At 39.5% G+C, this 14,660-nt stretch carries 10 protein-coding genes, 1 tRNA gene and 1 pseudogene; 2 read left to right on the top strand and 10 right to left on the bottom strand.

What is annotated here, in order from left to right:
• Positions 1–18 precede the first annotated feature (18 nt).
• The 6 genes from ACO1QW_RS09950 to ACO1QW_RS09925 all read right to left on the bottom strand — a co-directional run bounded on the left by ACO1QW_RS09950 (position 19) and on the right by ACO1QW_RS09925 (position 5,244).
• Complete coding sequence (locus ACO1QW_RS09950) at positions 19–648, bottom strand: D-glycero-alpha-D-manno-heptose-1,7-bisphosphate 7-phosphatase (protein ID WP_486258055.1); 630 nt, start codon at positions 646–648, stop codon at positions 19–21.
• A 3-nt stretch (positions 649–651) separates the two neighbouring features.
• Positions 652–1,236, bottom strand: a complete 585-nt coding sequence (locus ACO1QW_RS09945) for a D-sedoheptulose-7-phosphate isomerase (RefSeq protein WP_486258053.1) — start codon at positions 1,234–1,236, stop codon at positions 652–654.
• A 106-nt stretch (positions 1,237–1,342) separates the two neighbouring features.
• Positions 1,343–2,479 (bottom strand): glycosyltransferase family 4 protein, encoded by a 1,137-nt coding sequence (locus ACO1QW_RS09940; RefSeq protein WP_486258051.1) that lies wholly within the window; start codon positions 2,477–2,479, stop codon positions 1,343–1,345.
• Complete coding sequence (locus ACO1QW_RS09935; RefSeq protein WP_486258049.1) at positions 2,476–3,417, bottom strand: glycosyltransferase family 2 protein; 942 nt, start codon at positions 3,415–3,417, stop codon at positions 2,476–2,478. The genes ACO1QW_RS09940 and ACO1QW_RS09935 overlap by 4 nt, the downstream gene beginning before the upstream one ends.
• An 8-nt stretch (positions 3,418–3,425) precedes the next feature.
• Positions 3,426–3,968 carry a DUF4199 domain-containing protein gene (locus ACO1QW_RS09930; protein WP_486258047.1) on the bottom strand — a complete coding sequence of 181 codons (543 nt, stop codon included), beginning with the start codon at positions 3,966–3,968 and terminating at the stop codon, positions 3,426–3,428.
• Positions 3,969–3,978: 10 nt separating this feature from the next.
• Entirely contained in the window at positions 3,979–5,244 is a 1,266-nt protein-coding gene (locus ACO1QW_RS09925; RefSeq protein WP_486258046.1) for a dihydroorotase, read from the bottom strand.
• Positions 5,245–5,447: 203 nt separating this feature from the next.
• On the opposite strand from ACO1QW_RS09925, the gene ACO1QW_RS09920 reads away from it, so the two are divergent.
• Together ACO1QW_RS09920 and ACO1QW_RS09915 are read left to right on the top strand one after the other, a co-directional pair.
• Positions 5,448–5,690: a GIY-YIG nuclease family protein gene (locus ACO1QW_RS09920; RefSeq protein WP_486258044.1), complete on the top strand. Its 243-nt coding sequence runs from the start codon at positions 5,448–5,450 to the stop codon at positions 5,688–5,690.
• A gap of 3 nt (positions 5,691–5,693) precedes the next feature.
• Positions 5,694–5,767, top strand: a tRNA-Pro gene (locus ACO1QW_RS09915).
• A gap of 742 nt (positions 5,768–6,509) precedes the next feature.
• On the opposite strand, the pseudogene ACO1QW_RS09910 reads toward ACO1QW_RS09915, so the two are convergent.
• From ACO1QW_RS09910 to ACO1QW_RS09895, 4 genes and pseudogenes are all read right to left on the bottom strand, one after another.
• Positions 6,510–7,340 (bottom strand): annotated as a pseudogene (locus ACO1QW_RS09910) (recombinase family protein); the annotation flags it as partial.
• Positions 7,337–7,636, bottom strand: coding sequence for a hypothetical protein (locus ACO1QW_RS09905; protein ID WP_486258042.1), 300 nt, complete (start codon positions 7,634–7,636; stop codon positions 7,337–7,339). The gene ACO1QW_RS09905 and the pseudogene ACO1QW_RS09910, both read right to left, overlap by 4 nt.
• Positions 7,637–7,714: 78 nt before the next feature.
• Positions 7,715–9,151: a hypothetical protein gene (locus ACO1QW_RS09900; RefSeq protein ID WP_486258040.1), complete on the bottom strand. Its 1,437-nt coding sequence runs from the start codon at positions 9,149–9,151 to the stop codon at positions 7,715–7,717.
• 49 nt (positions 9,152–9,200) lie between these two features.
• Positions 9,201–14,657 carry a JAB domain-containing protein gene (locus ACO1QW_RS09895; RefSeq protein ID WP_486258038.1) on the bottom strand — a complete coding sequence of 1,819 codons (5,457 nt, stop codon included), beginning with the start codon at positions 14,655–14,657 and terminating at the stop codon, positions 9,201–9,203.
• Between the last annotated feature and the right edge of the window lie 3 nt (positions 14,658–14,660).

Genomic DNA, 14,660 nt, shown 5'->3' with positions numbered 1-14,660 from the left:
AACTTATTCAGGGCAAAATTATTGTGTTTTGAGCCTGCTAACGAGCGCTGTGGCAAATGCTAACAAATCTTTATACTGCGCATCAACGGTTGAAGGATCAGGATTCTCTTCCGGTCGGGTAGGAAGATAAACGGTGAAGGCGCCAATCTTACGACCAAACCACATATCATTGGGCATGTTTCCCACCATGATCGACTTTGAAAAATCAACTGCCGGGAATTCCTCTTTTGCCTTGTAAGCCATCCCAGGATTGGGTTTACGGTTGATGTGTTTGTTGTCTGTTTCAGGACAGAAATAAATCTTATCAATACGCCCTCCGTTTGCAGTGATTTCCTGCTGCATATTGGTATGAATTTCCGCCAGGTCATCGAGCGACATTAATTTTTTACCAACTCCCGCCTGGTTTGTTACAATAAATATGCGTGGAAATAATGCTGATAATTGTTTGACTGCTTCCAACACGCCTTCCATAAAATGAAACTCATTCCAGTTCTTGATATAGTCGCCCACCACGTCCTGGTTAATGACGCCATCTCGATCAAGAAATAATGTCCAGTCTTTATCAATCAAAGGCAATTCCTTATGAGGAAGCGGCATAAAATAGGCGGTATTTGCAGGATGATTTGTTGGAAGCGTTGTGTGGATCATGAATTAGTTTTTTGCAGCGAAATAACGTTCTTCCACCAGTTGACAAATGATATGACCCAACATGATATGGCTTTCCTGTATACGTGGCGTTGTCTTCGATGGCACATTGAATAAATGATCACTTAATTGTTTAAGTTGACCACCCGTTTCACCTGTAAGTCCAATCGTGATCATCCCTTTTTCTTTTGCTGCTTTAAATGCTTCAATGATATTGGGGGAGTTACCTGAAGTTGATAAACCAACTAACACATCGCCGGCAACGCCAATACCTTTTACCAATCGTGCATAGGCCACTTCAAAACTATAATCGTTGGCAATAGCGGTGAGATAAGAAGTGTTTACATGCAACGCTTCGGCAGGTAATGCTTCACGATCGAGATAAAAACGGCCGCTGAATTCCGCTGCTAAATGCTGTGCATCGGCAGCGCTGCCGCCGTTACCACAAAACAATACTTTCTTGCCATTACGGAATGCATCAACAATCAAATTGCTGATGGTATCGAGCTTGGCAATAACTGTTTCATCGTTGAGGAGTTGTTGCTTAACTGTTATGGAATCAAGAATTATCTGTTTGATCTGTTCACTCATGCTGCAAATGTAAATGAAAAGCTGAAAGCGGTAGGTACCGGGATAAGTATGCCATACCTAACTAGCTGTATAATTCTGCTCTACCTCTGAGATAAGTATGGTATACTTAAATCGATGCCACTAACTGAAGAATAGCACCGGTCATTTTATCCCACCCATACTTCTTTTTTTCTTCCTGCAAATACGGAATAAAATGAGCAGATCCTGTTTGCCTAAATTCTTGCATTGCTGCAGCAATTGCATCAACAGTTGGTTCGCAAACCAAACCCACTTTTCCTTGCGGAACAAAGGCTGGTAAACCACCAACATTGGTAACGATCATGGGAATTTCAAAATGATAAGCCAGGGGAGTAACGCCGCTTTGCGTTGCGTTGCGATAAGGTTGCACAACAGCATCGGCAGCGCAAAGATAATATTTTACTTCACTATCGGCAATAAACTCTGTTTTTAAAATCAGATCATCTTTCAGTTGAAGTTGCTCAATAAGATCATCATAATGTTTTCGGTCTTCGTAAAACTCACCTGCTATGAGTAATTTGGCATTGGGATTTTGGTATTGATATTTTTTCAATTGTGCAAATGCCTCCAGTAACATATCGAGGCCTTTGTACTTGCGAATGAAACCGAAGAAAAGAAATACAAATGTTGATTGATCGATACCAAGATGAGTGCGTGCTTCTTGTTTTGATACCGCATTTCCAAACACATCATACAAAGGATGCGGTTGCAAAACAGCGGGTTTGGTTTGGGTGAACGTACGCAGATCGCTGAGTACTTTTTCACTCATGGTGATGAATGCATCAACTGGTTTAATGAAGTAGTTGGTGAACGCATGATCGCCGAAACGTTTTTCATGCGGCAAAACATTATCAGCTATGCAAATAATTTTTGTGTGTTTATTCGATTTAATGCGACGAAGAATAGTTCCTAAAGCAGGGCCCATCAATGGCAGCCAATAGCGTACAACAACCAGATCGGGTTTCAAATTCTTTACCCCGTTGCCAACTGCCAACCAGTTTATTGGATTAATGGAGTTGACTTCGATCTTAATGTTTAAATCGGCAGGTGCCGGTTCAGACGAATATTGTGTGGTACCGGGAAATAAGAAATCGGGGTATTGTAAACTGAACGAATAGATTGTTACATCATGCCCTTCGTTTTGAAACTGCCGGGCCAACCGCTCATTGAAAATGGCAATACCTCCACGTAAGGGATGGGCCGGGCCGAGGATGATTATTTTCATAACCCTGCTTTATCTCCAATCAAATACACGTTTCGTTCAGGTGCATTGCGGGCAATAAGTTCACCAATAAATCCCGCAAGGAATAATTGCGAGCCAATGATCATTGAAACCAAAGCAATAAAGAAAGTTGGACGATTGGTAATAGAGAAATTGAAATCAACCAGCTTAGCAATCACTAGATAACCACTGATGAGAAAACCAACCAGGAAAAACAACGTGCCCCACAAACCAAAGAAATGCATTGGCCGCTTGCCGAATTTGCCCACAAATGAAATAGTAGCAAGATCTAAAAATCCGTTTACAAAACGATCCCAGCCAAACTTGGTAACACCGTATTTACGTTTGCGATGTTCCACCACTTTTTCACCTATTTTTCGGAAGCCCGCCCATTTAGCCAGCACCGGAATATAACGGTGCATTTCGCCATACACTTCAATGCTGCGTACCACTTTTCCATTGTAAGCTTTAAGACCGCAATTAAAATCATGCAGGTAGATGCCGCTCATTTTACGGGTGGCCGCATTGAATAATTTCGACGGAATATTTTTTGTAAGTGTATTATCGTAACGTTTCTTTTTCCAACCACTTACCAAATCAAATCCATCAGCTGTAATCATCTTATACAACTCAGGAATTTCATCGGGACTGTCCTGCAAATCTGCATCCATTGTAATAACAACATCGCCTTTTGCTGCTTTAAATCCCTCGTTCAACGCAGCTGATTTGCCGTAGTTTCGTTGAAATGAAATTCCTTTTATGTTTGGATTGGCGGCACGAAGTTGTTTAATCACATCCCACGAAGCATCTGTACTGCCATCATCCATCAGAATAATTTCATACGAAAGTTGCTGCTCATTTACCACCCGTTCGATCCATGCACAGAGTTCGGGCAACGATTCAGCTTCATCTTTCAGAGGAATAACAATACTCAGGTTCATGCTTGAATTTAAATAGTTTGTGGCATATCGTTTTGCGGATTCTTCTTTTTTACAATTGCCGCAATGATCAGGGAAATGAGAAATGAAATAAAACAGCTAAATGCAAACCCGAGCATAACACTACCAAATGAGAAATTGTCTTTTTTACTTGCCTGCTCTACTGCTTTATCTATCTGGTCTTGTGATGCACCAAATTTTTTCATCATATTCTCTGTCATCTCAAGAGATACCTGCTGCATTGCTTCCTTAAATTCCACATCAATAAAATTGAGTAAGATGTAAGAGAAAAGAGTAGTAGCCAGGCCCGTGATCACAAATACGCCAAAACTTATTTTAAGTGCTTTGCCAAATTCGAGATAACCATCATTTTGTTTTTTTGCTGCAACGCAAGCCAGCACAGCAAAGATGATCGGCAACAGGTACGATGCATATGCCAACGGACTGGTCATTAATTTAACTCCGCCCAAATACAGGGCAATGTAGATTACTAATCCTACAACTGCTGACAATAATCCATACTGCAAAAGGGGATTGGTCTGTTTCTTTTCCATAAACAAAAATTTAGTTTAGTTTAAGCTGGTTGTTATTAATGATGCCGATCACTTTTCCTTTCAACTCTTTGCCAATAAAAGCTGAGTTCTTTGATTTGGAACGGATGGCACCAGTTTCAAACACATATGTCGCCTTGGGGTTAAACAATGTTACATGAGCTGCTGCACCTTCTTTTATGGAGGGCATAACAATATCTAATACTTTACGTGGATTGATGCTCACCAGCTCAACCCAACGCTCCGCAGTTAACTCATTCCCTAAAGCAGCACCCATAACACCGTAAGCGGTTTCAAGACCAATCATACCGGGTTTTGCATACTCAAACTCACAGATCTTACTATCGTATTCATGCGGCTCATGATGTGTAGCGATACAATCAACGGAACCATTCAACACCGCCAGCCTTAATGCATCACGTTCAACAGCAGTGCGAAGAGGCGGATAGAGTTTCAAATTAGTATCATAACTCTGCAGGTCTTCATCAGTAAAATAAAGATGAGCCGGAGTTACAGAACAGCTGATGGCTGCACCACTTTCTTTTGAGCGGTTAATATATTCAATACTCTTTGGTGAAGTAACGCCTGTGAAGTGCAGTTTTGATTCTGCATAACGGGCCAGCTTAATATCTCTTGCCACTTGTATTTCTTCTGCAAGAATAGGTTTGCCGGGCAAACCAAGTTGAGTGCTGATAATACCTTCGTTCATCAACCCGTAAGTTCCAATTGTTTTATCGTCGGGTATCTGAATAATTGTTCCGTTGAAAGCTTTTACATATTGCAATGCTTTCAGCAATAAACCAGCCGATTGAACGGGATGCAAACCATCCGTAAAAGCAGCGGCACCTGCAGCACGCATATCATACATTTCTGCCAATTCTTTTCCCTCGGTTTGTTTTGTAACAGCTCCTAACGGGTGAATGTTGACAGGTGATTGTCTGGCTTTCTGTACAATATATTCTACCTGCGATTTACCTGTTACAACAGGATTTGTATTTGGCAACACCATTACATCGGTATAACCGCCCGCCGCTGCTGCTTCAATACCCGTTTCCAATGTTTCTTTAAATTCAAAACCAGGATCGCAGAAATGTGCAAACAGATCCACCCAGCCTGGTGATAGATGAAGATCGTTTTCTTCAATCACGTTATCGGCTTGTTGTGTTGCCAACGAACCAATCTGTTTAATTTGGCCGTCTTCAATAAAAACATCCTGGATCGTTTTATGGAAAGGAGAAGTGGGATCGATAATGTGCGCCTGCCTGATAAGAATGGTCATGTAAGAAGTTCAGATTATTGCGCCGCTAAGATCGTTTTTTTTAATACAAAATGTATCAAAATGATACAATTAGATATCAAAATCTTACATTTGCTGCCCGCTGAAATCCAGGGGTGGATTTCTGTTTTTTGTTCGGGACGTAGCGCAGCCCGGTAGCGCATCCCGCTTGAGGCGGGAGGGTTGCTAACTAAAAGAGAGTGTATATGTTTTATGTGTATATACTTTTTAGTAGTTCTTTAGAAAAGTATTATGTTGGTTATACTGATAATGTAAATCGCAGGCTTAATCAACATAATGCAGGAAAAGGTGATTACACCTCAAAAGGTATTCCCTGGTTTTTAGTTGCCGCTATTGAATGCATTTCAAAATCTGATGCTATTCAGTTAGAATTGAAAATTAAAAAACGAGGAGCCAAAAGATATTTACAGGATCAGGGTCTTGTATAAGTTCGGGACGTAGCGCAGCCCGGTAGCGCACTTGCATGGGGTGCAAGGGGTCGCTAGTTCGAATCTAGTCGTCCCGACTAAGTTGGACAAGGTGGTTTTTATACCACCTTGTTTTTTTATATCATCTTCTGAAAGTCCCGCCAGCTCTGCATTTAAGGAAAGCAATAAATTTACTTTCGTGGTTCGAAATGATTCATTTTTCACATCATAGCTTACTCCATCAGGAAATAGCAATTTTTGAAACCGTTCCTTTGACTTCACTGTGCTGGAACTCCATACCAGAGCGAGTTTCGAAGAAATCGTAACAGCAGTTTCAATGATTTGATAATGGTTCGAACTGTTTGTAAAGTTGCTTTGAAAAATTCCGTTGATTTCATCCTTTTCCTGCGAATACTTCATTAAGAATTTATCATAGGTTTCTTTACTCATGTCTCCACTCACGAAATACTTTTCTTCAATGGTGTCAATTTTCTTCTGCACCTCTTTTAATGCGCTGGAAGCTTCTTTTTGTCGTTGCTGATTAGTCTCATTAATCTTTTCCATTGAATCAAGTAATTCATCAATCAATAAGGTCATATACTCTTCTTTGATTTGAAACCGACTGAGAAATTCTTCAAACTGCGTATTTACTTTTGAAGCATTCTTATTTGCGCAGCAACCTTTCGTCCTGCATTTATAATACCACAGATTTTTTGCTTTCACAACATAGCCTGTATATCCTTCTCCACACACAGGGCAATGCATAAATACTTTTAATGGCACAGCTTCAATTTCTTTTTGATGTGCTACGCCGTACTTATTAGCAGTTTGTCGAATGTTATGGATTTTTAAGAACAGCTCTTTTGAGACCATACTTTCGTGATCACCGTCAACCACTCTTCCGTTAAGCATTTTATTAACCAATAATCCGCAGTAATAAGGATTATTGAACATCTGGCTTAGTTTCTGCTTGTAGATGTTTAAACCTTTAGATCGTAACTCGGCTATGATTTCTTCGTTCTTCCAGCCTGTAACTTTCCATTCAAATGCTTTTTTGATAAGCTTCCCTTCTTTGTTTATTACAATTTTCCTTTGTCCATTCGCTCTTATAACATCATATCCCATCGGAGGCTTAAGACACCAGATACCTCGTTCGAGCTTTTCTTTTATCCCTGCAATGGCTCGTTGCTTTCTTAATTCATTGTCGTATTGCGAAAAGAGAAACTGCATGTTCTGCTGGAACACACCTCCTGGATTACTGGTGTCAATGGGTTGCGTAACTGCAATGATCGTTACACCATATTTCTCCCTGAGATCCTGTGCCAGTTTAATAGCACCTCCACCAGTACGACTAAACCTATCTAAGAGGTAAACAAGGATATGACTGACTTTTCCTTTTTGGCAACGTATATAGTCAAGCATGGCCTTAAATTCCTTTCGACCATCAGTCTTGGCACTTTCATAAGTTCCACCGAAATAGTTCATAATCTCAAAACCATTGCGTCCTGAAAATTCTTCAATTGTCTTACGTTGCCAGTCAAGACTCAGGTTTTTATCGAATTGTTCTTTTGAAGAAACACGGGTATATACGACAGCTTTTTTAACTGATGGAGAGAAGATAGGGGTCGTAGATTTTTTGGCCCATTTTGAAAATAATTCGTTGTTAATCATGCGGCTTTGTTTTCACAATTCAAATTTACATCTTGTTGATTATCAATGAAATATATTTTATTTTGGCAGGCCGACTCATATAAAGCAATGGATAGTTTTTTAATACTTTCAACTGCTTGATCTGCCTCTTCTTCCGTTAAATGCTCAAGGCCAGGTGTTTTAAGCACTTTTGCTGCCGTTAACGGTTCACGAATTGCCGCCCTTCTGGAATTAAGCAGTAGTTGCAGGGTTGACACATCACTAACAGGCTGAACGGAGCCTTTTTCAGCTTTGATGAATTTTAGCGTTTTTGACATAGGTGGGTATTAGTAGGTAAAAAGAAATTGCGGCAAATCAGTAAAAGAGATGCCGCAATCAGATTAGGAAATATGAATTTAAAAGATGAACATTTCGCCTCCTTGATTGAACCGTCCAAATTGTACCGCTTTGCCCTTCTCCGGTACTTCAATAACGACATCAACATCGTGTTGAAAAGAATTTGCACCTCTGAAGTTGCCGGTTTTGGTCGATTGAAATATAAACACAAAGGATTTGCTGGGATTATTTGTTCTTAGTTCATTTAAATCTTTTGGCTCAAGTCCAAGTTTGTTTACACTGTCCAAAAAAATAAAATCGTAAGCGGATAAATTTTCTGGTAAAACGGAAGCAACAAAAAGATTAGGATGAGCCACATCTTTATCATTAAGTTTTTTTTGCAGTGTCATATCTAGGCCTTCTTCTTTGGCTACATACAATACCTTTCCATGATTACGTGCCATGTGGCCAGCAAAATCAATACTGAGATATGATTTGCCCATCTTTGGTTTGCCATAAACCATTGCGGTAAAATTGGAAGAAGGATCACCAATAAGTTCTCTCCATTTTCCTTGCAAGCCGATTGTTTTAAATTCAAGGTTAGCAAAATCAATACTGTTCATTATCGCCGGTTTAGACTCGATACCATTAAGAGGATTGCATGCACAACCTAAAATACCATTCAATCCATTTAATTCATTTGGCTCGATAGAAAGTGTTTTCTGCGAAGGAGTATTTAAAAATGATTCAAGATTCTTTGTGATTTGTATCAGTTCATCCATATAAGGGTCATCAGCCGGAATTCTTTTCTGGTCAACAGACTTTGTAATACGTTGCAAAAGCTGATCCGCTTTTTTCTTCATTCCTTGTTTTCCATTAAGGTTGATATAGCTTTTAATAAAACTGACTGAAGACATTACCCTCTCTCCACCAATAAGCTTTTTTAAGGTCTCGAATGTCTCCGGTTTAATTTCAATCTTGATTTTTGCTCTCATACTGTTGTACATGTCAATCAACTTTTTCTGGATCATCCTGATATGCTCTGCATGTGTAGAAGATTTGCGTATTCGTTTTTCAAGAATTGCTTTCTGAAGCGCATTGATGAAACGGAGGACTTCTTCTTTGGTTTTTGTTTTTCCATCAAGATTTGCAAAACGTCTGATGAAGCGAATATCATCCGTTACCCGTTCAACCATATTCACAGTAGGTAATGTATCACGTTGCTTGGAAGATTTCTTTGGTCTGGCAACTTTGGTTTGGATTGATTTTTTAGTGCCGGTATCTTTTTGCTTGCTTTGTTTACTCTCTACTTTGTTCTTGTTGGAAAGGTATTCACTGATCTTACTTAAATAAAGATCAATCGTCTTTTTGATTGCGTCACTACCGTGATAGGAAGTCCAGGAAGAACCATTCTTTGTTACTTTAAGAACAAACTCATGTCCCTTCTGTAACGTATCAGGTAGAGTTGAGATGCTAATGTTTGAGGTAGTTTGAAAATAGTTATCAATGGTGATCATAGGTAGATTTTAAGATGTGGTTTGACAAAAATGTTTATCAGTAGGTGTTCTACGCTCTCATTAATTCCAGTTCCAGCATCAGTGCTTCGGCTTCAAGCTCCATCATGATAACATTGTTATCTGTTTTCTCTTCTTTAGGTGGAAACTCAATTTTCTTTCGGTTACTGTATTTAACCATTGTATTTGTCAGTTCTTTTAATTGATGTGAGTGAACTGTAACAGATAATGAATGATTGGTTTGTAAGAGTTGCACTAACTGATCAATTTTCTCATAAGGCAGCATGGCCACCATCTTATCTGATACTTTTTCAAAATTGTTTTTCTCTACTAGTTGAAGGATTTGAGGATCGAGATAAATGTCACCGCCTTTCGAACGGGAAGCTGCAATAATAAGTTTGTAATTATCACCTTGCCTGAAGAACGATAAGCCGTTGTTGGCTGCAATTTGTGAATGAGTTGTTAGTGATTTAATTAATGGTAAAGCTTTAATAATCGGTACAACTACTTTGTCCTGCACCTGTTCTACAGGATTCCAGTTCTCAGGAAGCAGAATACCTTTTTTTGTTTCGCCATTAATCGTTGTGTAACTCACCAGCTTTCCTTTAAAATCAGAAAAAGCTTGTAACAAGTTGCCCGTGATAATATGCCTCGTTCTTCTGTCGGCGTTATTCTGTTTGGTGTAGTGTTCCCAAATGTTAAGTATTGTCGGCAAGCTATGTTGAGCAATATCAGCACTTGTACCGATCATCGCCATAATGTCATCGGAATAAGAAGCTGGGACGGCCAGGTATTTAGAACTGTTTGCAATGGCAAAGCGAAGTTTTAAAGCAGAAGGAACGAACGGGTTTTTCTTTTTCAAATCAATCATAAATCCAAGAAACATAGCCGGTACTAATTCATGTCCATCGTTGTAAGTTTCAACTGGAAAGTTGAGGCTACGACCAGGATAGAAAAATTGAAATATTTTTGAGAGATACTGTTTTCTGTTATCTGATGTTTTTTTGAGTTGCTCTTTTTTCAACTGACGAGCTGTTTCCAATTCTTTCTCCCGTTCTTGACATGCCGCCATATATGCGGCATCTCCTTGTTTACTTTTGATTTTGAGCATCGCTTTTTCTTCGCTGATGTTTGCAATCAACTCATCGTATTTAAAATTTGTTCCCTCCAACTCCTCCTGCAATGCACCCGCCTGAAATTGTTCAAACTTTGTAAGGAGTTCCGATTGCAACTGCTTTGCATCTTTGCCTTTTAGCGTTTCCTGTAAAAGATTTTCCAGTTCAGTTGTTGTGAAAGGTTTTTTCAACACATTGGCACGTACTGTTTCCAATATGCTGTCTTCGCCAAAAGCGCTGTCTGAACCTTTCCCCATTTTGATCACTTTACTCGTCGTTGTTTCTGCTTCGAGGTTCATTGCTTCCACTTCAAGATCATACTCACCGGTTTGTTTTAAGTATTCAGTATAATCGGTATATCGTTCTGCAATCTCATTATAAAAGTCTTGCTGCATTTTGGTTGAGAGTACTGCAACCCGACCAGATACTTTATGCGCTGCATCTTCGAGTAAAATTGCTTCCTGGCTGCCACTATCTGCTTTCGCATCTGTTAAACGCAAAGGATCGTCCAGCAACTCATTAATCTCTTTATTTTCCAATAAATACTCTTTGACCATTTTATCACCATACTTATTTAAAAAGTCGGGGACATCTAAAATGCGGGAGGAGTTTTTCTGGTTAGACGCTGTATTTGCATCAAGGGATTTCAGTTTCTTTTGCAACATCATCATCAATCTCTTTTCTGCCGGAATTGCTGAAGTAACATAATCATAGATTGGTTTTAAGATTTGTCCGGTACGATTAATACGTCCACGTTTTTGTACTTCAGTATTTATATCCAGTTCAGCCTGCAAGACAATCATCACACGCTGTTTCACTTCTGCCTTTGATACTTTGGCTGTTGGGATGGCATGAGCGGATGCACCAGTTGAACCTGATTGATTAATCATCAATACATCCACTTCATTGTTATTGAACTGCCGGAATGCATCATTGGTGTTAATACGTTTCCGTGCAAGCACAAGGGCTTTAGATCCTTTCGGATTTATTTGCAATTCATATTTTCTTCCTGTTACTTCAGCAACTGCATAGCCAGCTTTTTTAAGCTTCTGGATGATCATATCAATCGGAGAAATCGTAATCCCGGTTGATGCTGATTGAATACGTTCGCTGATACGATGATATTCAACCTGACCTTCCGGTGGCAGATCAGCGAGTTCAAACTTTTTATGAACAGGATTTCCATCTACATCCTTTTCCGTGTAACGAAGAATACCATCAAGACCTCTCTTCAAAACTTCTGTAAAATCCGCATTAATCGTATCTCCATCACTCACGGGCAAACCATTTTCATTCTCCATACCTTCAATAAAACTGCCCATTGTAGAAGCAAAAGCAATCACAGGTTTCTTTCCTTCCTGCAATCGTTGTATGGTTCGTTCAGCAACGGCATCGGCTTTTAGCGAAAACAACATCTGATTGATCACCTGGAATACTTTAGAAAAGTAGGGGAGATTGTCTACTCCGGCTTGTGATGTACCCTCACGAAGTGCAACTTCTTTACCTTCTGCTACTGCGATCTTATCTAGTTCTTCAATCTGATTATCGACATGGTTTGATTGAAATGCAATAATATCCCGGAGTATTTCAGTGATATTATCAGCGATGGCTTTATGTTCTTCCGCTTTTTCATCGAGTGAAATATAGTTCACTTCAACACCTTCAAAACTTCGTTCTCTACGAATCATTTGACCTTCAGCAACAAGTTGAGAGGAGAGAACTTCCTGCAAAGCAACCCCGCCTCTTGTGATTGCTTCTACTAATTCATCTTTAGTCATATTACAATCTGCAATCGAAGTTTTCATGGCATAGATCGGCATGTTATCTGGACGTTTGGCAAACGTTGCAGATAGAAAGACAACACCTTTTGTATTTGAAACGACCTTTTGCAAAAACTCCCCTGTGTTGGATGAACCACTGGAGTTATGGGCTTCATCAAGAATAAAAATGTTATTGTCTGCAATAGCACGAAGGAAATTTGGTTTCTCTGGTTTTTTCTCAGGCGAATTAAATTGCGAATAGGTTGCTACCACAAAATCATACTGTGATGGAACTTCCCGACTCTCGATAATACTGTTTTGCTCAGTAATAGCTGGAGCCTGATAAATTACAGTGCCATCTTCATCTTTTATATCTGTTTTAGATTCTTTGGTATTAACAATAAAAGGTTTGAAGTGGGCAGAACCTATGGCTGAAAGATCTCGATAAATATCAGAAAACAGATTTGCTTTTTCAGTAAGGAAAACGGGTTTATGTCCCTGCATAACCGAATAGCGTATCATCGCCGCTGCAACACGACCTTTACCAATTCCTGTTTGATCGCCAATGATCATTCCCTGTTCCCTTGCTTCAATGTTATAAATAGCCATTGCTACTGCATCAATCTGTTCAGCAGATAAGACTTTACACAACGCTGTTTTATTAGGATATTTTAAACGATGACAAACAAATTGGTCGATGTCTCCACCAACTTCAGATTTAATATTATGCACGGCTTTTTTTGTTTCAAAAGCCATACTATCAGGCACCTGGGTATTTAACACAACGCAACTATCTGAAGCTGGTTCATAAGGAGCACCTAATTCACCATCTTCAGTTGAAAATAATTTCAATAAATCCTTTGCTTCTTTTTCAAGTGTTGTCATAGGAGGTTCAGGTTTCATAAGTTCATCTGCGACAGCCACTTTGTAACCAGCTTTCACAACTTTATTTAAATAGTAATCAAGAGCGTTGGACGGAAAACGAATTGCACGAATTAAGTTGCCGTAGTAGTTAAAGGAGTAACCAATCAGCAGATCAGTACCTCTTGCAAGTTGCAAAGCATCGTCACCAAAAATCTGATACTCATCATTTACACGCAGAAAGATAACGGTGTCAGTATATTTTGATTTTAGCGACAAAACCTTTTCATAGTACGTGATAAATTTTTCGTTTCCTGTGTGTGGGTTCGTTTCCATTGCTTCACTTACACGTTCAAACAATATTTCAAAGGACTTCACTTCCGCATCTTTCGCTGAATCAAACACAGGAGCAGCGCCAGATGATGTTTTCTTTCTCCCATTGATTAAAATTAAACGCACATCAAAAGATGTTCCCTGTCTTGAATAGAGTTTGGCTCCATCGATATTGATGACATCCATTACATGATAACGGCTGTAGAGATAGTTAAAGAAGATTCTGTTTTTGCCTGCCTGTATTCTTCCCTTGTCATCCCATCGTGTATGTCCCCCAATGATGATGGCGGCTTTGCCTTCATCTTTCATGCAGTCTAACGCACGCAATGCCATTACATGCTCCAAAGGTTTAATTGGAAACGTATCATACATCACTTCAACGTCCATTAAGCCAAATGGCGGATTCGTTAGGATTGCATCAAACTTTTTTTCAAAGCCTTTAAATGGTTTTGTAGCATCTTGCCGTAAGACTTCATTAAAACTTTGTACTTTAAGATTTCTGTTGCGCAACGAGTCAATTTCGTTGACAGTGCATTGAGAAGGATGAGCAGTAATTGTGAGCAAACCGTTTCCGGCAGAAGGCTCAAAAACAGAAACATTATTTTGCAGTAAACAAAATGAACCAGCGAGATAAGCGATAGGAGCCGGTGTTGAATACTGTTGCAGTAAAATGGATTGCGAAGTACGATGCGAAAGATTAACCTGAGAGTGATAAAGTTCGACAATGCTGTCGAATATCGTTTTGGAGAAAGCACCTTGCGCAAGGGATCTGGCACGCTTAACGATTGCCAGTTCTGTATATTCTTTAACAGCTGTTTTATCTGTGATGCTGAAAGAAGCAGCAAGTTTTTCAATCGTAGTTTTATTATGAGGAGTTTTATTTTTAAGTGTAGTTGTGACGGCTTCAATAAATCGCTCACTATCGTTTTTTATTTGTGCGAATCCTCCAAGTGCAAAAAGTCCTTCGTCTGCAAAAGACAGGTAACTGTCTTTTGTAACAATCACATGATCGAGTAAACGGATATCCATCAGAGCGGCACTTTCCTTAAACTTCTGAGTAATCTGTTCATCCGCCCTTGAAGGTTTGCGATTACCGGAAGGATGATTGTGTGCAATAATCATTGACACTGCCATACATTTCAAAGCAGTGCCCAGTATGATACGTAAATCTGCTATTGTTGCAGTAATCGATCCTTTTGAATGACGATAGTAGCCTATGATGTGATTAGCCTGGTTGAGGTAGAGGACGACAAACTGTTCCTGTAATTCAATTTCTCCTGTACCATAAATGCTTCGGATAAATTCTGCAACCGTAAAAGAAGACATTATGGGGCCAGACAGAAATTTTCCCGAACTGCGGTTATAGGAAACCTGCAGTTCGGGAACTTGAATTTCCGGAATTTCTCCCAGCACAATTTCAGGAAGGGTACTGTAGTTCATTCA

The organism is Lacibacter sp., from assembly GCF_057361365.1.
Note: the sequence above shows the minus strand (reverse complement) of the source record. Positions and strands in the feature narration are given on the sequence as shown.